Source organism: Hansschlegelia zhihuaiae, assembly GCF_004103825.1.
Classification (GTDB): domain Bacteria; phylum Pseudomonadota; class Alphaproteobacteria; order Rhizobiales; family Methylopilaceae; genus Methylopila; species Methylopila zhihuaiae.
On sequence record NZ_RYFI01000010.1, the window covers coordinates 118,788 to 140,760 of the forward strand.

At 68.4% G+C, this 21,973-nt stretch carries 22 protein-coding genes and 1 pseudogene; 8 read left to right on the plus strand and 15 right to left on the minus strand.

Annotated elements, in window-relative coordinates; all coding sequences use genetic code 11:
• A partial coding sequence (locus tag EK403_RS23140) for a chromosomal replication initiator protein DnaA (RefSeq protein WP_245479659.1) occupies positions 1 to 781 on the plus strand: 781 nt, incomplete at its 5' end.
• A gap of 117 nt (positions 782 to 898) precedes the next feature.
• Here the strand turns inward: EK403_RS23140 and EK403_RS11790 are convergent.
• Entirely contained in the window at positions 899 to 1,690 is a 792-nt protein-coding gene (locus tag EK403_RS11790; protein WP_128777688.1) for a mechanosensitive ion channel family protein, read from the minus strand.
• Between the two features lie 323 nt (positions 1,691 to 2,013).
• Between EK403_RS11790 and dnaN the strand changes: the two genes are divergently transcribed.
• The 3 genes from dnaN (at position 2,014) to gyrB (ending at position 7,148) form a co-directional block, all read left to right on the plus strand.
• Positions 2,014 to 3,132 carry a DNA polymerase III subunit beta gene (gene dnaN, locus EK403_RS11795; protein ID WP_128777689.1) on the plus strand — a complete coding sequence of 373 codons (1,119 nt, stop codon included), beginning with the start codon at positions 2,014 to 2,016 and terminating at the stop codon, positions 3,130 to 3,132.
• A gap of 196 nt (positions 3,133 to 3,328) precedes the next feature.
• Entirely contained in the window at positions 3,329 to 4,468 is a 1,140-nt protein-coding gene (gene recF, locus EK403_RS11800; protein ID WP_128777690.1) for a DNA replication/repair protein RecF, read from the plus strand.
• Positions 4,469 to 4,715: 247 nt separating this feature from the next.
• The gene (gene gyrB, locus EK403_RS11805; RefSeq protein ID WP_128777691.1) at positions 4,716 to 7,148 is read left to right on the plus strand and encodes a DNA topoisomerase (ATP-hydrolyzing) subunit B; all 2,433 of its coding nucleotides are present in this window, start codon (positions 4,716 to 4,718) and stop codon (positions 7,146 to 7,148) included.
• 98 nt (positions 7,149 to 7,246) lie between these two features.
• Here gyrB and EK403_RS11810 read toward each other — a convergent pair whose 3' ends face one another.
• From EK403_RS11810 to pqqC, 7 genes and pseudogenes are all read right to left on the minus strand, one after another.
• Positions 7,247 to 8,089, minus strand: a complete 843-nt coding sequence (locus tag EK403_RS11810; protein WP_128777692.1) for a universal stress protein — start codon at positions 8,087 to 8,089, stop codon at positions 7,247 to 7,249.
• 91 nt (positions 8,090 to 8,180) lie between these two features.
• Positions 8,181 to 8,543 (minus strand): c-type cytochrome, encoded by a 363-nt coding sequence (locus tag EK403_RS11815; RefSeq protein ID WP_128777693.1) that lies wholly within the window; start codon positions 8,541 to 8,543, stop codon positions 8,181 to 8,183.
• The gene (locus EK403_RS11820; protein WP_164919582.1) at positions 8,524 to 8,844 is read right to left on the minus strand and encodes an ATPase inhibitor subunit zeta; all 321 of its coding nucleotides are present in this window, start codon (positions 8,842 to 8,844) and stop codon (positions 8,524 to 8,526) included. Before EK403_RS11820 ends, EK403_RS11815 begins: the two co-directional genes overlap by 20 nt.
• A 1-nt stretch (position 8,845) precedes the next feature.
• Positions 8,846 to 9,409: a universal stress protein gene (locus EK403_RS11825; protein ID WP_128777695.1), complete on the minus strand. Its 564-nt coding sequence runs from the start codon at positions 9,407 to 9,409 to the stop codon at positions 8,846 to 8,848.
• A gap of 184 nt (positions 9,410 to 9,593) precedes the next feature.
• A complete protein-coding gene (locus EK403_RS11830; protein WP_128777696.1) occupies positions 9,594 to 10,061 on the minus strand; it encodes a hypothetical protein in 468 nt (155 codons plus the stop codon).
• A 198-nt stretch (positions 10,062 to 10,259) separates the two neighbouring features.
• Positions 10,260 to 11,471, minus strand: coding sequence for a 5-aminolevulinate synthase (gene hemA, locus EK403_RS11835; RefSeq protein WP_128777697.1), 1,212 nt, complete (start codon positions 11,469 to 11,471; stop codon positions 10,260 to 10,262).
• Positions 11,472 to 11,627: 156 nt separating this feature from the next.
• A pseudogene (gene pqqC, locus EK403_RS11840) lies at positions 11,628 to 12,335 on the minus strand (pyrroloquinoline-quinone synthase PqqC); the annotation flags it as partial.
• Between the two features lie 369 nt (positions 12,336 to 12,704).
• On the opposite strand from pqqC, the gene ccoG reads away from it, so the two are divergent.
• From ccoG to ccoS, 4 genes are read left to right on the plus strand one after another with little or no spacing between them, the layout of a single operon-like run.
• Complete coding sequence (gene ccoG / locus EK403_RS11845; RefSeq protein ID WP_128777699.1) at positions 12,705 to 14,171, plus strand: cytochrome c oxidase accessory protein CcoG; 1,467 nt, start codon at positions 12,705 to 12,707, stop codon at positions 14,169 to 14,171.
• A gap of 1 nt (position 14,172) precedes the next feature.
• Positions 14,173 to 14,691: a FixH family protein gene (locus EK403_RS11850; protein ID WP_128777700.1), complete on the plus strand. Its 519-nt coding sequence runs from the start codon at positions 14,173 to 14,175 to the stop codon at positions 14,689 to 14,691.
• Positions 14,688 to 16,976, plus strand: coding sequence for a heavy metal translocating P-type ATPase (locus EK403_RS11855; protein WP_128777701.1), 2,289 nt, complete (start codon positions 14,688 to 14,690; stop codon positions 16,974 to 16,976). The genes EK403_RS11850 and EK403_RS11855 overlap by 4 nt, the downstream gene beginning before the upstream one ends.
• On the plus strand, positions 16,973 to 17,110 hold the full coding sequence (gene ccoS, locus EK403_RS11860; protein ID WP_128777702.1) for a cbb3-type cytochrome oxidase assembly protein CcoS: 138 nt from the start codon (positions 16,973 to 16,975) through the stop codon (positions 17,108 to 17,110). The genes EK403_RS11855 and ccoS overlap by 4 nt, the downstream gene beginning before the upstream one ends.
• A gap of 105 nt (positions 17,111 to 17,215) precedes the next feature.
• Here ccoS and EK403_RS11865 read toward each other — a convergent pair whose 3' ends face one another.
• The 7 genes from EK403_RS11865 to EK403_RS11895 form a co-directional block, all read right to left on the minus strand.
• Positions 17,216 to 17,500 (minus strand): copper-binding protein, encoded by a 285-nt coding sequence (locus EK403_RS11865; RefSeq protein ID WP_128777703.1) that lies wholly within the window; start codon positions 17,498 to 17,500, stop codon positions 17,216 to 17,218.
• Between the two features lie 23 nt (positions 17,501 to 17,523).
• Positions 17,524 to 17,997 (minus strand): cupredoxin domain-containing protein, encoded by a 474-nt coding sequence (locus EK403_RS11870; protein ID WP_128777704.1) that lies wholly within the window; start codon positions 17,995 to 17,997, stop codon positions 17,524 to 17,526.
• 23 nt (positions 17,998 to 18,020) lie between these two features.
• The gene (locus EK403_RS11875; protein WP_128777705.1) at positions 18,021 to 19,421 is read right to left on the minus strand and encodes a multicopper oxidase family protein; all 1,401 of its coding nucleotides are present in this window, start codon (positions 19,419 to 19,421) and stop codon (positions 18,021 to 18,023) included.
• Positions 19,422 to 19,435: 14 nt separating this feature from the next.
• Positions 19,436 to 20,875, minus strand: coding sequence for a TolC family protein (locus tag EK403_RS11880; RefSeq protein WP_128777706.1), 1,440 nt, complete (start codon positions 20,873 to 20,875; stop codon positions 19,436 to 19,438).
• Entirely contained in the window at positions 20,875 to 21,099 is a 225-nt protein-coding gene (locus EK403_RS11885) for a hypothetical protein (RefSeq protein WP_128777707.1), read from the minus strand. Before EK403_RS11885 ends, EK403_RS11880 begins: the two co-directional genes overlap by 1 nt.
• 123 nt (positions 21,100 to 21,222) lie before the next feature.
• Complete coding sequence (locus tag EK403_RS11890) at positions 21,223 to 21,648, minus strand: hypothetical protein (RefSeq protein WP_128777708.1); 426 nt, start codon at positions 21,646 to 21,648, stop codon at positions 21,223 to 21,225.
• Complete coding sequence (locus EK403_RS11895) at positions 21,645 to 21,920, minus strand: metal-sensitive transcriptional regulator (protein ID WP_128777709.1); 276 nt, start codon at positions 21,918 to 21,920, stop codon at positions 21,645 to 21,647. The genes EK403_RS11890 and EK403_RS11895 overlap by 4 nt, the downstream gene beginning before the upstream one ends.
• Positions 21,921 to 21,973: the final 53 nt, after the last annotated feature.

Consider the following 21,973-nt stretch of genomic DNA (forward strand, 5'->3'; position numbering starts at 1 on the left):
GCTGAAGGCCCAGACGGCCCTGACCTTCAAGGAGAAGCTGCGCGCCATCGACCTGCTGGTGATCGACGACCTGCAGTTCCTGCAGGGCAAGACCGTGCAGCAGGAGTTCGGCCACACGCTGAACGCGCTGCTCGACGGCGGGCAGCAGGTGATCGTGGCCGCCGACCGCCCGCCCTCGGAGCTCGAGGGCGTCGACGAGCGCCTCCGTTCGCGGCTCGCCGGCGGTCTGACGCTCGAGCTCGGCGCGCTCGACGAGGAGCTGCGCGCCAAGATCCTCGCCGTCCGGGTCGCGGCGGCCAAGGCGCTCCATTCCAAATTCGAGGTGCCCGAGGAGGTGATCGCCTATGTGGCGCGCACCGTCACCGCGAACGGCCGCGACCTCGACGGCGCCGTCAACCGCCTGCTCGCCCACAACACGCTGACCGGCGCGCCGATCTCCGTCGAGATGGCCGAGACGGCGCTGCGCGACCTCATCCGGCAGGTCGAGCCGAAGCGCGTGAAGGTCGAGGACATCCAGCGCATCGTCGCCAAGCACTATCAGGTGAGCCGCGCCGACGTGCTGTCCTCGCGCCGCACCCAGAACGTGGTCCGCCCGCGCCAGGTCGCGATGTATCTGTCCAAGACCCTGACGCTGCGCTCGCTGCCGGAGATCGGACGGCGCTTTGGCGGCCGCGACCACACCACAGTGTTGCACGCCGTGCGCAAGATCGATGAGCTGATCAAGACCGATCAGACGCTGAACGACGAGATCGAGCTGCTGAAGCGCATGCTGCTCGAGTGAGCGGCGCGCGGCCGTCATGCCCGGACTTGATCCGGGCATCCATCTTTTCGCTAAGGGATGGATTGCCGGGTCAGGCCCGGCAATGACGATTTACCCTCATCAGTAGACGCCCCCTCCTCACTCCGCCGCTTGGGGCGGCTGCACCTCGCGGGCGCGCGTGCGTTCGGCGACGAAGCGGCTGATCTCGTATTTCAGCGCGTCCGTGTCGTTGGCCGGGACCCAGGCCTTCACGTTGAGCTCGATCTCGTCGCCATAGCTCGTCTTGCGGATGACGGGCGCCGGGTCGTTCAGCGCGCGGGGATTGTCGTTGAGGTAGAGCGCGAGGTCGCGCGCCGTGGCGTCGGCGTCGCCATTGGCGGCCGTGACGGTCGTCTCGATGCGCCGGTTCGGATAGGCGGAGTAGTTCACCACCGCCGTGCCCCAGCACGAGGCGTTCGGGATCAGCACCTGGACGTTGTCCGTGGTGGAGAGCTCGGTGAAGAACAGCGAGAGTTCCTTCACGACGCCCGACTTGCCCGCGACCTCGATGCGGTCTCCGACCCGGAACGGGCGGAACAGCAGCATCATGACGCCGGCCGCCATGTTGGAGAGAGTGCCCTGCAGCGCGAGGCCGATGGCCAGCGAGGCGGCGCCGAGCACGGCCAGCAGGCTGGTCGCCTGGATGCCGACGAGCTGCAGCATCGCGATCAGCACGATCGCGAGCATGCCGTAGCGCGTCAGGCTCGACAGGAAGGTCGCGACGGTGTTGTCGACCCGCTTCGAACTGTGCAGGGCGCGGTGGACGCCACGCTCCGCGAGCCCCGCCAGCCAGAAGCCGACGATCGCGATCAGCGTCGCGCCAAGGATGTTGAAGCCGTAGACCACGACCAGATTGGTGAGGAAGGTGAAGTCGATCGGAATGTGCGGCATCGGCGCGCGCTCCTTTCGCAATGCGGCGGCGCGCCTGAACGAGGCGTGAGGACGGGCCGCGAGCGTCTGGGTTTGCAGTGCATCTAGAGGCCGGTCCCCGTCATGTCAGGACCCGGCGCGACAATCCGCCCCGACTTCGTCGCGACGAGGCGGTTGAAAAGCCCGTGCGCCGCCGTCCGGGCGGGCTCCACGGCTTGAATCGCCCGGAACGCTGGGGCAATGTCCGCAGTCCCTGAGCGCGGACTTGCGTCGCGCTTGCCGGCCGTACGCCCGTCCGCGGGCGCCGCGCCGCCGGCGTCCTCACCCGACGGAGCGGGACGAACATGCGAGCGACCCTCGAGCGAGCGGCCCTGCTGAAGGCCCTCGCTCACGTCCACCGCGTCGTGGAGCGGCGCAACACGATCCCGATCCTCGCCAATGTGCTGATCAGGGCCGGCGACGGCGCGCTCAAGCTGCAGGCCACCGACCTCGACCTCGAGATCGTCGATTCCGTCGCGGCCGAAGTCGCGCAGGCCGGGGCCACCACGGCGCCCGCCCACACGCTCTACGACATCGTCCGCAAGCTGCCGGACGGCGCCCAGGTCGCGCTCGAGATGACCGGCGACCGCGGCCAGCTGACGATCCGCGCCGGCCGTTCGCGCTTCACCCTGCAGACGCTGCCCGACTCGGATTTCCCCGACCTTGCGGCGGGCGAACTGCCGGTGCGCTTCGAGATCGGCGCGGCCGACCTCCGCCGCCTGATCGACAAAACCCAGTTCGCGATCTCGAACGAGGAGACGCGCTATTACCTGAACGGCATCTATCTCCACGTCGCCGAGACGGGCGGGGTCTCGGTCCTGCGGGCCGTCGCGACCGACGGCCATCGTCTGGCGCGCGTCGAGATGCCGGCGCCGGCCGGCGCGAAGGGCATGCCGGGCGTGATCGTGCCGCGCAAGACCGTCGCGGAAATCCAGCGGCTGCTCGAGGATCCGGACGGCGACGTCCGGGTCGAGCTGTCCCCGACCAAGATCCGGGTCTCCTCCGGCGAGGCGATCCTCACCTCGAAACTGATCGACGGCGCGTTCCCGGACTATGGCCGCGTCATCCCGACGGGCAACGACAAGCGCCTCACCGTCGACCGCGCCGAGTTCGCGAGCGCCGTCGACCGCGTCTCGACGATCTCGTCGGAGCGTGGCCGCGCCGTGAAGCTGTCGCTCTCCGACCGCAAGCTCGTGCTGACCGTTACCAATCCGGACTCGGGCAACGCGACGGAAGAGATCGAGGTCGACTACGAGTCCGATCCGCTCGATATTGGCTTCAACTCCCGCTATCTGCTCGACATCGCGGGCCAGCTCGAGGGCGACACGGCGCTGATCCGGCTCGCCGATCCGGGCTCGCCGACGCTGGTTCAGGACCGCGACGACGCCCCCGCGCTCTATGTGCTGATGCCGATGCGGGTGTGAGGGGCGCCATATCTCTCGACGCCCTTTGTCCCGAGGCCTTGCGCCTGGGGCCTCCTCCACCATGCTTCGCATGGTCCCCCTCCTCCGCGAGCGGAGGAGGATCCGATGCGCCCGCCGCTGCGATCCTCCCCTGCGCAGCGGGGGAGGGGGACCGCGAAGCGGTGGAGGGGGCCGACGCGCTCCATCGTTTCCGCTCATGACCGTCCCCCGCCGCGCGGCCGTGACCCGGCTGCGCCTCACGAATTTCCGCTCCTACGCCGCGCTCGACCTCGTCTGCGGCGACGGCTCGGTCGCGCTGGTCGGGCCGAACGGCGCGGGCAAGACCAACATCCTCGAGGCGATCTCGCTGCTCGCGCCCGGCCGTGGCCTGAGGCGCGCGCCGCATGGCGAACTCGCCCGCATCCCCGGCGACGGCTCTTGGGCGGTCGCGGCCGAGGCGCTCGGCGCGCAGGGGGCGGTGAGGCTCGGGACCGGGATCGAGGCCCTGGCCGAGGGCGGGCGCCGCTGCCGGATCGACGGCGCCCCGGTCGGTTCCGCCGGCGCCTTTTCGGAGCATCTGAGGCTCGTCTGGCTGACGCCCGACCTCGACGGCCTGTTCCGCGGTCCGGCCGGCGACCGCCGGCGCTTCCTCGACCGGCTGGTGACCGCCGCCGACCCCGAGCACGCGCCGCGCGCCTCCGGCCTCGAAAAGGCGCTCCGCGCCCGCAACCGCCTGCTGGAGGAGGAGCGGCCGGATGCGCGCTGGCTCGACGCCGTCGAGCGCGAGGTCGCGGAACTCGCGGTCGCGGTCGCGGCCGCGCGGGCCGAGACGGTCGGGCGCCTCTCGGCGCTGATCGCCGAGACCGCCGATCCGGGATCGCCGTTTCCGAGCGCGGGGCTCAGCCTCGAAGGGTCTCTGGAGACTGAGCTCGGCTCCGCGTCGGCCTCCGCGGTCGAGGATCTCTATCGCGAGCGTCTCGCCCGCCAGCGGCCGCGCGACCGGGCGGCGGGGCGGACGCTGGAGGGTCCCCATCTCAGCGATCTTCTGGTCCGCCACGCCGCCAAGGACATGCCGGCCGAGAAATGCTCGACCGGCGAACAGAAGGCGCTGTTGATCGGCCTGGTGCTCGGCCATGTTCGGCTCATTGCTCGGCTCGACGGCTTCGCGCCCGTGGTGCTGCTCGACGAGGTGGCGGCGCATCTCGACCCCATGCGCCGCGAAGCCTTGTTCTCGGCGCTCGACGGGCTGTCGGCGCAGGCCTGGCTGACGGGCGCGGACCCCGCGGCCTTCGCGGAAATCGGCGACCGGGCGCGGCTTTTCGCGATTTCGGACGGCGCCGCGCGCGAACTCGTTTGAGTGGCCCCGGCACGGCTGTGGGCGCGCCGTGGAAATTTCCGGGAAAGCGCCTATATCTCAGCGGCTTGGATCGCCCCGTGCGAGGTGGTTCCGCTGTGGATGGTCTGACCCGCGAAATTCGCTTTTTGCGGCCATCCGGAGTACCAAGGAGCGGTAGGAAAACCGCCTGATTCCTGCGGGCTTCGCGCGCGTTTCAGCGCCGCCGCAGAGCGCCTCGCCGCTGAGGCGCCGAACCTGAGAGATCTTGATGTCCGACATTCCCCAGAACGGCGGCGCCGACGACTATGGCGCGGACTCGATCCGCGTCCTCAAGGGCCTCGACGCCGTCCGCAAGCGGCCGGGCATGTATATCGGCGACACCGACGACGGCTCGGGTCTGCACCACATGGTCTACGAGGTCATCGACAACGGCATCGACGAGGCGCTGGCCGGCTGGGCCGACGAGGTCACGGTCACGCTGAACCCCGACGGCTCCTGCACCGTGACCGACAACGGCCGCGGCATCCCGACGGGCATCCACACCGAAGAAGGCATATCGGCCGCCGAGGTCATCATGACCCAGCTGCACGCCGGCGGGAAATTCGACCAGAACTCGTACAAGGTCTCGGGCGGCCTGCACGGCGTCGGCGTCTCGGTCGTGAACGCGCTCTCGGTCAAGCTCATCCTGCGCATTTGGCAGAACGACCAGACGCACGAGATGTCGTTCACCCACGGCGTCGCGGACGCGCCGCTCAAGGTCACGGGTCCGTCCAACGGCAAGCGCGGCACCGAGGTGACGTTCACGCCGAGCCTCGAGACCTTCCAGGGCGTCACCGAATTCGACTACGCCACGCTCGAGCACCGGCTGCGCGAGCTCGCCTTCCTGAATTCGGGCGTGCGCATCGTCCTGACCGACGCCCGCCACGCCGACGTCAAGCGCGAGGAGCTGTTTTACGAGGGCGGCGTCGAGGCCTTCGTGCGCTATCTCGACCGCGCCAAGCATCCGCTGATCGAGGCCCCGATCGTGCTCCGTTCGGAGAAGGACGGCATCGGGGTCGAGGTCGCGATGTGGTGGAACGACAGCTACCACGAGAACGTGCTGGTCTTCACCAACAACATCCCGCAGCGCGACGGCGGCACGCATCTCGCGGGCTTCCGCGCGGCGCTGACCCGGCAGGTCAACGGCTACGCCGAGAGCTCCGGCATCGCCAAGAAGGAGAAGGTGAGCCTCACCGGCGACGACGCCCGCGAGGGGCTGACCTGCGTGCTCTCGGTCAAGGTGCCGGACCCGAAGTTCTCGTCCCAGACCAAGGACAAGCTGGTCTCGTCCGAGGTCCGGCCCGCGGTCGAGAACCTCGTCAACGAGGCGCTGAACCGCTGGTTCGAGGAGCACCCGGCCGACGCCAGGACGGTGGTGCAGAAGGTCGTCGAGGCGGCCGCGGCCCGCGAGGCGGCCCGCAAGGCCCGCGAACTGACCCGCCGCAAGGGCGCGCTCGACATCGCCTCGCTGCCGGGCAAGCTCGCCGACTGCCAGGAGCGCGACCCGGCCAAGTCCGAGCTCTTCATCGTCGAGGGCGACTCGGCCGGCGGCTCCGCCAAGCAGGGCCGCGCCCGCGAATTCCAGGCCGTGCTGCCGCTGCGCGGCAAGATCCTCAACGTGGAGCGCGCCCGCTTCGACCGCATGCTCGGCAGCCAGGAGATCGGCACGCTGATCACGGCGCTCGGCACCGGCATCGGCCGCGACGAGTTCAACGTCGAGAAGCTGCGCTACCACAAGATCATCATCATGACGGACGCCGACGTCGACGGCAGCCACATCCGCACGCTGCTGCTGACGTTCTTCTACCGTCAGATGCCGGAGCTGCTTGAGCGCGGCCATGTCTTCATCGCTCAGCCGCCGCTCTACAAGGTCGCGCGCGGCAAGTCCGAGCAATACCTTAAGGACGAGCGGGCGCTCGAGGACTACCTGATCGACCAGGGGCTCGACGGCGTGACGCTCCGGCTCGCCACCGGCGAGGCGCGCTCGGGGCTCGACCTCCGCCAGGTCGTCGAGCAGGCGAGGGCGGTGCGCTCGATCCTCGGGCAGCTGCATTCGCGCTACCGGCGGCCGGTGATCGAGCAGGCCGCGATCGCCGGCGCGCTGACCGTCGACGTGCTGCAGGACGCGGAGAAGGCGCAGGCCGCCGCGGACTATATCGCGCGCCGGCTCGACGCGCTCGCCGAGGAGACCGAGCGCGGCTGGGAGGGAACTGCGAGCGAGGCCGGCTTCACCTTCGCCCGCACCGTGCGCGGCGTGCGCGAGGCCGCGACCATCGACGCCGCCTTCCTGGCGAGCGCCGACGCCCGGAAGATCGACGACCGCGCCGCTGGCCTGCAGGAGATCTTCGGCCGCGCGCCGCATCTGCTGCGCAAGGACGAGGCGACCCCGGTCCACGGGCCGAGCGAGCTCGTCGACGGCGTCCTGGCGGCCGGCCGCAAGGGCGTCAGCCAGCTGCAGCGCTACAAGGGCCTGGGCGAAATGAACCCCGACCAGCTCTGGGAGACGACCCTCGACGTCAACGCCCGCACGCTCTTGCGCGTGCAGGTGAAAGAGGTCGACGAGGCCGACGACATCTTCACCAAACTGATGGGCGACGTCGTCGAGCCCCGCCGCGAGTTCATCCAGGACAACGCCTTAGCGGTCGCCAATCTCGACGTGTGAGCGGCAAGCTGACGCCTGGCGCAGCGAGAGACCGAAGGACTTCGCGGAGCTGTATTCAGATGGCGGAGCGTCAGCGACGGGGCGCTGGCGTCGCGACCTCAATGCGACATCAGGAGGCACGCGTTGCTGGTCTCCAGCAGGTCGCGCGTCGCGCCGCCGAGCAGCCATTCCCGCATTCGGCTATGACCGTATGCGCCGGAGACGATGAGATCGGCGCCGAGATCGCCGGTCAGATCGAGGAGTTCGTCAGCAATCGACTGAATGTCCCCCGCGCGTATCGAAGGGCGGCAAGCGACGCCGTGGCGCGTGAGCCAGGCGCACACGTCCTCCGCGCTTTCGTCGCGCAAGGCCTTCGAGACCGTCATGACGTGAACTTCGTTTGCTCGCGTCAGAATCGGCAGGGCGTCATGAACGGCGCGACGGGCCTCCCGGGTGTCCTTCCACGCGACCACGACCTTATGGGCGGTCATGTGGTCCTTCTCGGGCGGCACGATCAGGATCGGCCGTCCGCATTCCATGGCGATCGTTCCAGGCGAGACGCCGAGATTGGGATCGCGCTCGTCATACGTCGCGCCCCGGCCGACCACGATGATGTCGGCGGCGCGCGCCTGCTCGATCAGAAACCGTTCGGGATGGGCGAAAGCGGCGCGCCACTCGACGTCATTGCGCGAACCGGCGACGGCTTCGAAAGCGCGTTTGGCGGCCGCGAGGTCGCGCGAGGTTCGGTGGCGCTCCTCTTCGGTCACCTCCTCGGCGACGTTCGGAAGTCCTTCGGCATAGACCGGCGCGAGCGGCTGCTCGGCCGCGACGCCGATGAGCCGGGCGCCAAACTCGTCGGCCAGCGTCGCTGCGAGCCGGCCCCGCGCTTCCGCCCACGGGCCGAGATCGAAATGGGCCATCACGCTGGCGAACCGGGAGAGACCAGCCTCATGCGCGCTCATCTCGAACTCCCATGATCAACAAACCTTCGAAAGGCTGGGCGCTGTCGAGCCCGCCGGCATTGATGCGCGTCAAACTCTATGGCTCTCGAGATCAGGGCCCTGCGCTCTCGAGCGATTTGAGGTAGGCGATCAGATCCGTGATCTCGGCGCTGTCGAGCCGGAACTGAGGCATGGACGGATGTCCCGTCTGGATGCCTTCGGCGAAAGCCTCGGCGAGCGTCTCGACGGGGTAACGTTCATGCAGCGTGCGGAACGGCGGCGCGATCTTGAGAGGACTTGCGCCGCGCGGGCCGATCGCGTGACACATCGCGCAATGCGTCTTCGCGAATGTCTGACCTCGCTGAGCTCTCGGCTCCAACGCCGACGCCGGGGGCGCGAAGGCGAGTGAAAGGGCGGAGGCGGCGACCAGCGCCGCCCAGGAAAGACGCTGAGGATTAGCCACGGAGATGAGCATCCGCGAGCGCGCCCAGCCGCTCCAGTTTGCGTTGCAGGCGCTCTTCGGTGGCGCGGACGCCGAAGACGCCGTGCTTCGCGAGGTCCGTCCGAACCGCCGCGAGCAGGGTTTCGTCGCTCCCTCCTTCGACGTTCGAAAGCATCAGCGTACGGCCGTAATCGTCGGCCGCAGCTCCGCTGAGGCCGATCAAATGACCGACCCAGCGCCCGAACATCCTGTCGCGCCGCGCATGCGCCTGAAAAGCGACGTCGCGTTCATGCACGAAGCCGGACTCGGCGGCGCGCTCTCTCTGTTCCAGCATGTCAGGAGTTTCCCGCGTTGTCATGGACGCCCTCGGCTGCTGAAAGGCTGCGCTGAGCAGTAGTCTCCACAGACTTGCGCAGCACGAGAACTGGAATGTCCGAGTGGGTCAGCACCTTGTGGGTGACAGATCCCAGCACGATCGCCGACAGACCGCGGCGGCCATGACTGGCCATCGCGATGAGGTCGCAATTGTGTTCATGCGCGACCTTTATGATCTCCTCATAGGGCTGGTCGCTCCACTTTCGGACAGAGGAATGCGGAACGCCGGCGTCATCCGCCCACGCGCCCGCCTGCTGGAGGAGCTTGTCGGCGTGCGCCTCAGCGTGCCGCTCATACTCCTCGCGCGTCGACTCGATCATCTCAACCGAGGTCGTCAGGACACGGAATGGCTCATTGACTGTGAGAAGCACGACGGATGCGCCGATTGAGGCCGCAAGCTCGAGAGCCTCGAAAACAGCGCCCTGGCTGAGCGCGCTGCCGTCGGTGGGCACGAGTATGCGACGATAGGGCGGCCTCGATCTCTCGAGTTCGACGCTCATCACGGCGATGGTGGATGACGACATTTCTCGCTCCTGTGATCAAGAGGCTCTCAAATGCAGATTGCAGCGGCGCTCGCTGACCGCCCTTGATCCCGATCAAACGCGGCGTCTTTCGACGTGCGGTCCGATTTGCTCCGCAGATGAGGAGTTCTCTTCGACGATCCGGAGTGGACGCGCCGGGCTGGCTCCCAGCCAGCGCGCTCGCAGGTCAGCTTTGACCGACGGCTTCGAGCGCTGTTTGAGAGGCGCCGGCTTCAGGCGCGTCCTCGACCGAGGCGATGCGAAATGCGAAGCTGTCCTTCTCATCGGAAAGCGTCACATATTCTCCGGGCGTGAACTGATGCAGGTCGAAGCGGTAGCCGGCCTCATCGTCATCGCGCCGGCTTGCGTCGAAATCGAGCAGCCAGGTCGAGCCGCCGGCGCCTCCCGCGCGGTGGATGAGCATCCCCACGCGCACCGGTGACCCCGCCCAGAACCTGACGGCGCGGCAGCGCGCTCGCTGCTTTCTCCACAGAACCGGATCAAGCTTGCCGGCCGAAGTCAGCGGCGCGACGAAGGAATAGCCATGGTCTTGGCTTCCCTCGGGAAACGTGGGGCATCGCGCGACGTGAAGCGTGATTTGCTTCAGTCGTGACGGGTGTCGCTTGCGTTCGACGGTGATGGGTTTTGGCGGCATCTCGGTTCTCGTGGTCTGGAGCCGCCACCGTGGTTTGGGCGACCACTGTCCGCCTTGATCTTGATCAAGGGCCAGGCGGTCGCGGGGCGGGGTTTGGCTGGCGCCACGCGGCGGGCGGGTCTCCCAGCGTCGCCGCTTGCGGCGCCGTGGAGCATCCGGCGTCGCGCCTGTCCTGTTTGCTGCAGCGCGGGGAAGCGGTCACGCCGCGACGGACAGTCTCGCGTCCGCCCACACCGCGGCGAGCGCCGCGATCAGATGCTCGATGTCGGCGTCGGTATGGAGGGGCGAGGGGGTGATCCTCAGCCGCTCGGTCCCGCGCGGCACGGTCGGGTAGTTGATCGCCTGGACATAAACGCCGTGCTCATTGAGCAACCGGTCGGAGAGCTGCTTGCACTTGACCGGGTCGCCCACCATCACGGGCACGATATGGCTCGGGTTCGGCAGGTGCGGAATGCCGAGCAGATCGAGCCGGCGCCGCACCCGCGCCACCCGATCGCGCTGGCCCAAGCGCTCGGCCTGGCTTTCCTTGAGATGCCGGATTGACGCCGTCGCGCCGGCGGCGACCGCGGGCGGCAGCGACGTCGTGAAGATGAAGCCCGACGCGAAGGAGCGAACGAAGTCGGCCGTCGCCGCCGAGCCCGCGACGTAGCCGCCGACCACCCCGAACGCCTTGCCGAGCGTGCCTTCTATGATCGTGAGGCGGTGCGTAAGCCCGCGCTCCTCGGCGACGCCGCCGCCGCGCGGGCCGTACATGCCGACCGCGTGGACCTCGTCGAGATACGTCATGGCGCCGTATTTGTCGGCGACGTCGCAGATCTCGGCGATCGGCGCGATGTCGCCGTCCATCGAGTAGACGCTCTCGAAGGCGATCAGCTTCGGCCGCGAGGGATCGAGCGAGGCGAGGATGCGGTCGAGGTCTTCTGGATCACTGTGCCTGAAGATGCGCTTTTCTGCGCCGCTGGCACGGATGCCGTCGATCATCGACGCATGGTTCAGCGCGTCCGAGAGGATCACAAGGCCTGGAATCTGTCGGCCCAGCGTTCCAAGCGTCGCCCAGTTGGACACAAAACCGGAGGTGAACAGCAGCGCCGCCTCCTTGCCATGCAGGTCGGCGAGTTCGGCTTCGAGCAATACGTGGTCGTGGTTGGTGCCGGAGATGTTGCGGGTGCCCCCAGCCCCTGCGCCCGCCCGGTCCAGCGCCTCATGCATCGCGGTGAGCACGTCGGGGTGTTGACCCATGCCGAGATAGTCGTTGGAGCACCAGACCGTGACCTCGCGAGGCCCACGGTCGGTGTGGTGGAGCGCGCGGGGGAAGCGGCCGGCCCTGCGTTCGAGATCCGCGAAGACCCGATATCGGCCTTCGCGTTTCAGGCCCTCGATGCGCGCGCGGAAATAGGTGTCGTGGGGCAAGGCCGGCTGCTCCGAGCGGAAGACCAACGGCGCTTTGCCGTCGCCGCCATTTTCCGCCCGGATAGCCTGGCGCGGGTCCGCCGCGTTTGACTTGCGTCAATCAGCCTAGGCCGCCGCGACGAGGTGCGGCGCACGAGCGTCTCCCGCGCGAAAGGCGCCGGGAGCAGGCTCCGCATAGACATATGCGTGTTCGAGGGCGTCCAGCATCGCCCACAGCATCGCGCACTTGAACTCGAGCGCGGCGATCACCGCCTGCTGACGCTCCGGCGTCGTGGCGTGCGCCTTCACATAGGCGAGCGCGAAATCGCTGTCGCGTTTGGCCTGGACCGGCCGCGCGGTGAAATAAGCGAGCGTCTCCGGCCGGATGAAGTCGTAGTTCGCCAACATCCCTGCGGTGCGCGTCGCGATGATCGACGGAGAGAACAATTCCGTCAGGGACGAGGCGATCGCCTCCAGCAGCGTGGCGTCGCGCACGAAGGAGAGGTAGCCGATGACGGCGAACCGTGTCGCCGGCAGCGCGAAACGACCGGACATGACGGCTGCTCGGCTGAGGCCGAGGTCGTCGGTGAGCTTCAGCCAACGCGCGATGCCGCCGTCGCCTTCGCGCTCGCCGTCATGGTCGACGATGCGCTGACGCCACGGGCGTCGCAGCGCCGGATCGTCCATCCGCGACAGGATGATCGCGTCCTTCTGCGGAATGCAGGCCTGGTAGAGGTAGCGGTTCAGCGCCCAGGCCTCGACCTCGGTGCGCGAGCACCGGCCGCTCTGGAGACGCAGCTGGAACGGATGGAGATGGTGGTAGCGCTGGGCGCCGACGTCTCTCAGGCGGGCCTCGAGTTCATTCTCCGTCAGCAACTGATCCATGTCTTAAACCTCTCTTGGGACGCCGCGGGGCGCCTGATCTCTGGAGGCGCATGACAGGCGCTCCGCCGGGACGCGTCGTTGAGCGGGATCAAGGACAGCAGGCCTGCGCTTGAGCAGGCTGGATATGGAGCTCTGCCTCGGCGGCTAGCGGACGGTCGGATCGCTCTCCGGACTGTCCTTGCCGGACTGTCTTGGAGCGGCGCCCCGCTTCCAACGTTCGAGCGCCACGACGCTTGCCGCTCCTGACCGTGCGGCCGCGCGTCGGGTCCCGCTGTCGCCGGACGATTGATCCAACTCAAGGCGCAGACGGTCCCCCGGCTTCTAACAAACACAGAGCCCTTGGGGCGTTCGATCCGATCGAGGCTGACCATGACAACCGGCCTGCAGGCGCAAGCGGAAGACGTCAGCCTCTATGTCTCCGCCAGGAAGATATATCCGCAGGCCGTTTCCGGGCGATTCCGCTCGATCAAGTGGGCGTTGCTCATTCTGACGCTCGGAATCTATTACGCCCTTCCGTTCGTACGCTGGGACAGGGGTCCGGACGCGCCCGGGCAGGCCGTCCTGATCGATCTGGCCCATCAGCGCGCCTATTTCTTCTTCATCGAGATCTGGCCTCAGGAGGTTTACTACCTCACGGGGCTGCTCGTCCTTGCAGCGATGACGTTGTTTCTGATGAACGCCGTCGCTGGGCGACTATGGTGCGGCTATCTTTGCCCCCAGACGGTCTGGTGCGATCTGTTCCTCGCAGTCGAGAGGCGGATCGAGGGCGATCGCCGCGCCCGAATGGCGCTCGACGCCGCGCCCTGGACTGCAGAGAAGATCGCCAAGAAGGCGGCGAAACATGCGGCCTGGCTCTTCATCGCCTGGTGGACCGGCGGCGCCTGGGTGCTCTACTTCGCCGACGCGCCGACCCTCGTCCGGGATCTCGCGGTCGGCGCCGCGCCGATCTCCGCCTATGTCTGGATCGGCATCCTGACGTTCACGACCTACACGCTGGCCGGCCACATGCGGGAGCAGGTCTGCCTCTACATGTGCCCGTGGCCGCGCATACAGGCGGCGCTTACGGACAGACACGCGCTGAACGTGGCCTATCGCCGGGATCGCGGCGAGCCGCGCATGTCGCTCAAGCATGCGACGGCGGCACGAAATCTGGGGTCGCCAGCGGGCGATTGCGTCGATTGCGTTCAGTGCGTCACCGCCTGTCCGACCGGCGTCGACATCCGTGAAGGCTCACAGCTGGGCTGCATCCAGTGCGGCCTGTGCATCGACGCCTGCGACACCGTTATGGGCAAGATCGGACGGCCGCAGGGCCTCATAGGCTACGACACCGAGGTGAATATCGGGCGGCGGGCCAAGGGGCTCGCGCCCACCTTTAAAATCGTTCGATCGCGCACGGTTTTCTATGCGGTCGTGATCGCGCTGGTGAGCGGGGTCATGTCTTACGCGCTCGCCACGCGCGCATTCACCGGTCTGGATGTGATCCACGACCGCAATCCGCTCTTCGTGCGCCTGTCCGACGGTGGCGTCCGTAACGGCTACGTCGTGCGGATCCTCAACAAGGAGACGGTCACGCGCACGTTCTCGTTGAGCGTCGCCGGGCTGGCGCGCGCGACCATCGAGGCCGTCGGCGCCGAGATCGGCGCCGACGGCCTCCCCGCCATCCAGGTCGGTCCGGACACCACGCGAGAACTTCGCGTCGTCGTCACGGCGCCCGCGCCGGGTCCGGACGTCGCAGCGACTCCGATCCAGTTCCGCGTGACCGAAAGCGCGAGCGGCGACGTCGCCGGCGCCGGCGATTTCTTCCGGTCGCCAGTGGGCAAGTATCAGGGGGGATAACATGACGACGATTGACGCGGTTCGGGCCCGCGGCCGGGCCTTCACCGGCCGCGCCTTCCTGTGCTGGCTCCTCGGGACCTTCGCGGTGGTCCTCGGCGTCAATTTCGCGATGGCCTATCTCGCCGTGAAGAGCTTCAACGGCGTCGAAGTGAAAAGCTCCTACGCCGCCGGTAAGGCCATGCCGACCGTCCTGCGCGAGGCGGCCGACCAACGTGCGCGCGGCTGGACCGTCGACCTTCACGTCGATCGAAGTCTCGACCTGACGGCGCGGGCCGAAGCTTGGGCGGTCTTCCAGGATCGAGACGGCTCTCCTCAATCCGGCCTCGCCGTCGAGGCCCGATTGGAGCATCCCAGCGACGAATTCCTCGATCGGTCGACGACGCTGATCGAGGGCGCGGCCGGTCGTTACGCCGGGGCGTTCGTCGCGCTGACGCCCGGCGGGTGGACGGTCGAGCTGGTCGCCCGCCGCGGCGGCGACATTGTGTTCACAAGCCGCAACGCCCTGATCATCGCGCCATGACAGCCTCGGCCGCGGCCATCAACGCAATCGAGGACGTCAGCTTCGGCCCCGCCGCATCGAAGCGGGATTGGGCTGCGTGGACCACCGTCGGGGCCGATGGCCGCCGGCGGCTGGAGCTTGCAGTCGACAATGTCGACTGCGCCGCGTGCATGGGCGACATCGAGCGCGCGGCGGCGCGCATTCGCGGCGTCGCGAGCCCGCGCCTCAATTTGACGACCCGGCGGCTTACGGTCGCGCTGGAGCGCGATGACGCGGATCTCGAAGGCCTCCTGACCGCGCTCGACGCCGTCGGCCATCCGGCGAGGCCATTTGATCCGGCGCTCGCCCGCGGCGCGGCGTCGACCGAAATGCGCCGGCTGCTCACGTCGCTCGCGACAGCGGGATTCGGCGCGATGAACGTCATGATGCTGTCGGTCGCGATCTGGTCCGGCAATGTGACCGACATCACCCCCGAGACCCGCGACTTCTTCCACGCGGTGTCCGCGCTGATCGCGCTTCCCTGCATCGCGGTGGCGGGCCGGCCGTTCTTCTCCAGCGCCTGGCGGGCTGTCCGCCGCGGCGGCGTGACGATGGACCTGCCGATCTCGGTCGGCGTCACGCTCGCGACCGCGTATTCCTTCGTCAACACGCTGACCCGCCAGCAAGAAGCCTATTTCGACAGCGCCCTCATGCTGCTGTTCTTTCTGCTCTGCGGACGCGTCCTCGACGAGCTGATGCGTCGTCGCACCGCGCTCGAGGCGGAGACGCTCGCCGCCCTGCGCACCGACACCGCGGTGAAGATCGAGCCGACGGGCGAATTGGTGGAGACGCCGGCCTCGAAGATCGCTCCAGGCGATCTTGTGCTGGTGCGGCCCGGCGAGCGCGCGCCGGTCGACGGCGTCATCGCCCGCGGCGCGAGCGAGTTCGATCTGTCGATTATGACCGGCGAAACCACTCCGGTCGCCGCCGTCGTCGGGACCGAGATTTGCGCGGGAGCCTGCAATGGATCGGGCGCCGTCGAGTTGCGCGCGTCGAGGCCCGCCAGCGGCAGCTTTCTCGACGAGGTCGAGCGATTGCTGCGCGCGGCGGGCGACGCCAGATCGCGGACCCGACGTCTGGCGGACCGCGTCGCCCGCTTCTACACGCCCGTCGTCCATCTCGGAGCGCTGTCGACGCTGATCGGCTGGCTCGCGGCGGGAGCCGATTGGCGGACGGCGCTGGTCAACGCCATCGCCGTCCTCATCATCACATGCCCATGCGCGCTGGCGCTCGCCATCCCGGCGGTTCAGGTCGTCGCCGCCGGCCGACTGTTCCGAGACGGCGTCCTCCTGAACGCAGGCGACGCAATCGAGCGGTTCGCCACCGTAGACACGGTCCTGTTCGACAAGACCGGAACCCTGACCGAGCCCGAGCGACGGATCACCGATCTGGCTGACATCGACCCGGCTCTCGCCGGGCGGGCCGCGCGACTCGCGTCGCGAAGTCGCCATCCGTTGGCGCGCGCGCTCGCCATGGCGGCCGGCGCGACGGAGAACGCATCTGCGACGGAGGTCGTCGAGCGTCCGGGCCAAGGCGTCGAGGGACGCGTCGACGGCCGCCGCGCCAGGCTCGGCAGTCCGACGTTCTGCGGCGTAGCGGCGACCAAACTCGCGGCCGCCGAGGAGCGCCGCCCCCGGGCGACCTTCATCGCCTACCGGGAGGACGACAGCGAGCCGACGCTGATCGCGGTCGAACAACGTATCCGACCGGACGCCCGTGATGCGGTCGCCGCGCTCCGAAAGGCGGGCTTAGCGATCGAAATCATTTCGGGCGATCGGCCTGACGCGGTGGCGAGCGTCGCCGCCGAGCTTGGCGTCGGCCGGTGGCGCGCGCGCCAGACGCCCGCGGACAAGATTGCGCGTCTCGAACAGCTGAAAGCGTCCGGAAGGCGCACGCTGATGGTGGGCGACGGCATGAATGACGCCCCTGCGCTCGCCGCCGCGCATGCCTCGCTCGCGCCGGCTTCCGGCGTCGACGTCGCCCAGGTCGCCGCAGACGCCGTCCTTCTCGACGGACGGCTGAAGGCGGTTCCGGATCTGCTCGCCATTTCTCGATGCGCTCGCTCGGCGATGATCGAAAATCTCGCCTTCGCGATCGTCTACAACGTCGCCGCCGTGCCGATCGCGGTGACCGGCCATGCGAGCCCGCTCGTCGCTGCGCTGGCGATGTCTGGTTCTTCGCTGGTCGTGACCGTGAACGCTTTGCGGCTGCGCAGCGCGCGCGCTGTGTCCGGCGGGGAACGCAGGCTCGTCGAGGCCCGCGCATGACAGTCCTGATCTATCTGGTTCCCGCCGCCGTGAGCCTCGGAATGTTGGGGCTCGCCGCGTTCCTGTGGTCGCTGAGGAGCGGCCAGTTCGATGATCTCGAGGGCGCCCGCTGGCGCATCCTGGACGAGGACTGACCCAAGCGCTCCGCACCCCGCTCCTGGCGCCTTCGCCATGATGGCACGGCGCGTCAAACGCTCCGCTGCGCGGGAGACGGCTGGCGGCGTGGCCGCCGCGGCCACTCACTTCTTCTGAATCTTGGTGACCGTGATCTGGCCGTTCACGCGGTCGGCGTCGAACATCACCTTGTCGCCCACCTTGATCGAGTTGAGCATGGCGGGGTGCGCGACCTTGAACACCATGGTCATCGGCTCGTCCATGTCGAGGTTCTTGATCGGACCGTGCTCGAGCGTGATCTTGCCCGCAGCCTCGTCGATCTTCTTGACCTTGCCCTCGGCCGCGGAGGCGGCGGTTGCTGTGAGCAGGAGGACGGCGAGTGTGGCGCCGACGGCGGCGGTCTTCTTCATAGCGGTCTCCTTGGGTTCGCGGGTCACTTGACGGCGACGACGCCGTCCATTCCGGCCTCGCGGTGGCCGGGGATCAGGCAGGCGAAGTTGAACTCCCCGGCCTTGGTGAACTTCCAGACGATCTCGTCCGTCTTGCCGGGCGCGAGGCGACGGCCATTGGGGTCGTCGTGCTCCATGTCGGGGTTCTTGCGCATCGCGATCGCGTGGCGGTCATTGTCGGCCCGCGTCGCGAGCATGAACTCGTGGTCGAACTGGCCCTCGTTCTTCAGGACGAAGCGGACCTGCTCGCCGCGCCGGGCGATGACCGTTTCAGGCTCGAACAGCATTCGGCCGTCGTCGGTCTCCTTCATGATGATCTCGACCGTGCGAGCGGATTTTTTGGGATCGCCGGGCTCGCCGAAGGCGCGAGCCTCGCCTTGACCGTGGCCGGGGTCGGCGAAGACGGCGGATGGCGCGAGAGCCGCGGCGAACGCGGCCGTCGTCAGCAACTTCCTCATGGATCGTGCTTCCTGTTCGGGGGTCAGTGGTTTGCGTGTCCGCCGCTGGCCTTGGGCTTGACGACGTTCATCTCGACGGAGCCGGGCCTTGCCGGCCCGGCTTCGGCTTTGGCCGCGGCGGGGGCCTCACCCTTCCACTCGAAGGCGACGGTTCCGTGCGGGTGCTCGAACCAGCCGGGGTCGCGGTAGTCGCCGCGCGCGAGGCTTTCGCGGACCTTCACGACCGAGAACATCCCGCCCATCTCGATCGGGCCGAACTGGCCGAAGCCCGTCATCATCGGCAGCGTGTTGTCGGGCAGCGGCATCTCCATCGCGCCCATGTCCGCCATGCCCGCCTGGCCCATGGGCATGTAGCCGGGCGCGAGCGCCTTGATGCGCTTCGCCACGTCCTTCTTGTTCACGCCGATGAAGTTGGAAATGCCGTGACCCATGGCGTTCATGGTGTGGTGCGACTTGTGGCAGTGGATCGCCCAGTCGCCGGGGACGTCGGCGACGAAGTCGAAGGCGCGCATCTGCCCGACCGCGCAGTCGATCGTCACCTCAGGCCATGCCGCCGCCTCCGGGACCCAGCCGCCGTCCGTGCACGACACCTTGAAATCGTAGCCGTGCATGTGGATCGGGTGGTTCGTCATGGTGAGGTTGCCGAACCGCACCCGCACCTTGTCGCCCTTTCCCGCCACCAGATGGTCGATCCCGGGGAACACCCGCGTGTTCCAGGTCCACAGGTTGAAGTCGGTCATCTCGGCGACGCGGGGCACGTAGGCGCCGGGCTCGATGTCGTAGGCCGACATCAGGAAGACGAAGTCGCGGTCGACGCGCCGGAACGCCGGATCCTTTGGGTGCACGACGAAGAAGCCCATCATGCCCATCGCCATCTGGACCATCTCGTCGGCGTGCGGGTGGTACATGAAGGTGCCGCTCTTCTTCAGCTCGAACTCATAGACGAAGGTCTGGCCAGGCTTGACGTGCGGCTGGGTCAGCCCGCCGACGCCGTCCATGCCGCAGGGCACGAGCTGCCCGTGCCAGTGCACCGTGGTGTGCTCCGGCAGGCGGTTGGTGACGAAGATCCGGACCTTGTCGCCCTCGACGGCCTCGATGGTCGGTCCCGGCGACTGGCCGTTGTAGCCCCACAGATGCGCGACCATGCCCGGCGCGAGCTCGCGCACGACAGGTTCGGCGATCAGGTGGAACTCCTTCCAGTCGCCATTCATGCGCCAGGGGGCGGTCCAGCCGTTCAGGGTGACGACGGGGTTGTAATCGGGGCCCGTCGAGGGGACGAGCGGCGGCTGCATGGTCGCGTCCTTCATGGTCGCGGCCTCGGGGATCGAGGCCGCCTCGACGCGACCGGAGACCGCCGTCGCGGCGACGAGCGACGTCGCCCCGGCGGTGGTGGCGGACAGGAACGATCTGCGCGAAACGAGCATCGTTGTCTCCAATTTCACTGGGGCGACGCGGCCGAGGCCGAGGTGGCGGAAGCCAGCTTCGGCGCGGACGCGGCGGGTCCGTCCGCGGCCCCGCCGCCGATCAGGGCGGCCTGGAAGTCAACGTCGGCGATGAAGAAGTCGCGCTTGGCCCGGATCGCCGCGACGTTGGCGGCGACGGTCTCACGGGCGTTGGTCAGCAGCTCGAACGGGTCGACCAGCATGCCATTGTACTGGAGCTGAGTCTCCTCGGTGATGATCTTTCGCAAAGGCAGGACACGGCTCTGATAAGCCCGCGCGATCTCGTGGCGCCCGCGATAGGTCGCATAGGCCTCGCGGGCTTCGGACCGGGCGTTGACCGCCTTCTCGAGGAGGCGGTTCACCGCGCCCATGTAAGTCTCGCGCGCCTTCGTTGAGGAGGCCTTGCCGAAGTCGAAGATCGGGATCTGGACCGCGACCTCGAAGCCCTTCGGGTTCGCCTTCTCTCCCTCCGCCGACCTGGAGTGGTTGGCGAGGCCGGTGATTTCGAGCATCGAGATCGCCCGGGTCTGTTCGGTCAGCCCGTACCGCTGCGCCAGCGCGTCGAGTTCGAGCCGATCCCCGATGATGTCGACCCGCCGACGGAGCGCGGTCGCCTCCACGTCCCCCCGGCTCTCGAGCCGAGGGAAGGACGGAAGCCGGCCGGGGAGTTTGTAGTCGAGGTCCCGCCCCCAAAGTCCGAGCTGCCGGGTGAGCGCCTCGCGCTCCTTCGCCGCATCGAGCCGCGCTTCCGCGAGCTCGGTCGCGACCTCGGCGTAGAGCGCGCTCGACCGGGCCTGGTTGAGCTTCGTCGCCGCCCCGGTCTCCCCGAGCTTCTTGGTGAGCTCCGCCGCGGCGCCCGCCGACGCCCGCGCGGTCTCGAGGAAGGCGGCCGTCTCCCGGCCGGCGACTGCCCGGTAGAACGCCCGCCGGGCCTCGGCGGCCGTGCGGAAGGTGGCGGCGACGGCCTTGTGCTGAGCGGCGCGGAACTCCGTCTCCGCGATCTTCGAGCGTCTCGGCAGGGTCAGCAGCTGGAGCAGGTCGGCGATGAGGCGCCGCTCGACATCGAGGTCGCCGGAGGCCGCCACCCGCTCGATCGAGACGGTGGGCGACGGTGGAAGGCTCGCCGCGACGTATTCCGCCTCGGACACGCCCAGCGCGTTGTACTCGACCTGCAGGCCGCGGTTGTTCAGGAGCGCGATCTGGACGGCGGCGTCCGCAGTCAGCGGCCTCGCAAGCAGGCGGTCGACCCGCGACCTCACGGCGGCCGCGTCGGCCGGGGTCACGATCTTCGCTGTGGTCGCGCCGAGCTCGAGGGAGACCCGTGACGTCACGGGCGACATGCCGCCGTCCCGGGTGAAGCTTGCGCAGGCGCCGAGCGAGCCGGTCAGGGCGACCACGGCGACCGACCTCAGCAGGCGGGAGCGGAGGGCGGCCATCACATGCCCTCCATCTGCTTGGACGTCACGCCCCTATTCTGATCCACCCAGGGCTTGGGCCCGACCGGACGATGGTCCGCCGTCCCCGCGACGACGGAGCTGTAGCGCGCGATCGGTATGCGGGTGGCCGGATCGGAGGGATCGCTTCCGGCGATGGGCGGCGGGGGGAGCGTCGAGCAGCCAACAAGCAGCGACGCTGCGGCGGCCGAGAAGAGCGGCTTCATGAGGAACCCCGAGATCTGAACGGGCGGACGAAGGCGCGCAGGGGCGCCGGACGCGCGGTCGGTGAGACGTCTCGAGAGTTGGTCCGCGTCGCCGGACGAGCGGGCGCGGGCGTCAGTGAGACCTCAGCCGACGGCGGCGAGCGGTCTCGGAGGATGTTTGATGTGGACGGTCGGGCCCGCGAGGGTGGCCGGCTCGGACAGCGAGGGCGCGGCGGTCGCTCCGACCGGCCGAGAACCGAGCATCGCCAGATCATGCGCCATCGCTGCGTGGCAGGCGTGGCCGCAGCAGGCGGTGGTCCCGTTCGGGCAGCCATCGTCGGAACAATCCCCCGACGCCGCAGACGTCGCGGCGTCTCCAGGGGAAGCTTTGGCGTGCTCGATCCTGGAGTCCGTCGCTATGGAGCCGATCGAAGTCGGCTCCTGCGACTGAGCGCCCGCCTGCGGCGTCTCGTGACCCGCATGGGCCGCGCTGGGCGTCGACCATGCGGCCGCGACGAAGACGGCGAAAGCCATCGCGGCGACCAGCCGGATGAGACGGGCGACCGTCATCCGCGCACCCGCCCGAGGACCTCGACCAACTCCGCCACCTTCTGGCGCTGCTCGTCCTTGTCTCCCGACTGGATGGCGTTCTCGACGCAATGGCCGACGTGGTCCTTCAGGATCTCTTCCTCGACCCGCTTCAGGGCGGCCCGGACGGCGGAGATCTGTGTGACGACGTCGATGCAGTAGCGGTCCTCCTCGAGCATGCGCGCGATGCCCCGGACCTGACCCTCGATCCGGCTCAACCGCTTCCCGCACGAGGCCTTGGTGTGGCGCTGCATGCTTGATTAATTACCCTATAGGGGTATAAAGGGCAAGCGCCCACATATACCCA

Bases quoted from the DNA above. Each gene is read 5' to 3' on its own strand.
- EK403_RS11880 (WP_128777706.1), bottom strand. From the start codon at position 20,875: ATGGCCGCCCTCCGCTCCCGCCTGCTGAGGTCGGTCGCCGTGGTCGCC.
- EK403_RS11895 (WP_128777709.1), bottom strand. From the start codon at position 21,920: ATGCAGCGCCACACCAAGGCCTCGTGCGGGAAGCGGTTGAGCCGGATC.
- dnaN (WP_128777689.1), top strand. From the start codon at position 2,014: ATGCGAGCGACCCTCGAGCGAGCGGCCCTGCTGAAGGCCCTCGCTCAC.
- EK403_RS11865 (WP_128777703.1), bottom strand. From the start codon at position 17,500: ATGAAGAAGACCGCCGCCGTCGGCGCCACACTCGCCGTCCTCCTGCTC.
- EK403_RS11870 (WP_128777704.1), bottom strand. From the start codon at position 17,997: ATGAGGAAGTTGCTGACGACGGCCGCGTTCGCCGCGGCTCTCGCGCCA.
- EK403_RS11825 (WP_128777695.1), bottom strand. From the start codon at position 9,409: ATGTCGTCATCCACCATCGCCGTGATGAGCGTCGAACTCGAGAGATCG.
- ccoS (WP_128777702.1), top strand. From the start codon at position 16,973: ATGACAGTCCTGATCTATCTGGTTCCCGCCGCCGTGAGCCTCGGAATG.
- EK403_RS11885 (WP_128777707.1), bottom strand. From the start codon at position 21,099: ATGAAGCCGCTCTTCTCGGCCGCCGCAGCGTCGCTGCTTGTTGGCTGC.
- EK403_RS11830 (WP_128777696.1), bottom strand. From the start codon at position 10,061: ATGCCGCCAAAACCCATCACCGTCGAACGCAAGCGACACCCGTCACGA.
- EK403_RS11855 (WP_128777701.1), top strand. From the start codon at position 14,688: ATGACAGCCTCGGCCGCGGCCATCAACGCAATCGAGGACGTCAGCTTC.
- ccoG (WP_128777699.1), top strand. From the start codon at position 12,705: ATGACAACCGGCCTGCAGGCGCAAGCGGAAGACGTCAGCCTCTATGTC.
- EK403_RS11790 (WP_128777688.1), bottom strand. From the start codon at position 1,690: ATGCCGCACATTCCGATCGACTTCACCTTCCTCACCAATCTGGTCGTG.
- EK403_RS11875 (WP_128777705.1), bottom strand. From the start codon at position 19,421: ATGCTCGTTTCGCGCAGATCGTTCCTGTCCGCCACCACCGCCGGGGCG.
- EK403_RS11810 (WP_128777692.1), bottom strand. From the start codon at position 8,089: ATGAGCGCGCATGAGGCTGGTCTCTCCCGGTTCGCCAGCGTGATGGCC.
- EK403_RS11820 (WP_164919582.1), bottom strand. From the start codon at position 8,844: ATGCTGGAACAGAGAGAGCGCGCCGCCGAGTCCGGCTTCGTGCATGAA.
- EK403_RS11890 (WP_128777708.1), bottom strand. From the start codon at position 21,648: ATGACGGTCGCCCGTCTCATCCGGCTGGTCGCCGCGATGGCTTTCGCC.
- EK403_RS11850 (WP_128777700.1), top strand. From the start codon at position 14,173: ATGACGACGATTGACGCGGTTCGGGCCCGCGGCCGGGCCTTCACCGGC.
- EK403_RS11815 (WP_128777693.1), bottom strand. From the start codon at position 8,543: ATGCTCATCTCCGTGGCTAATCCTCAGCGTCTTTCCTGGGCGGCGCTG.
- recF (WP_128777690.1), top strand. From the start codon at position 3,329: ATGACCGTCCCCCGCCGCGCGGCCGTGACCCGGCTGCGCCTCACGAAT.
- gyrB (WP_128777691.1), top strand. From the start codon at position 4,716: ATGTCCGACATTCCCCAGAACGGCGGCGCCGACGACTATGGCGCGGAC.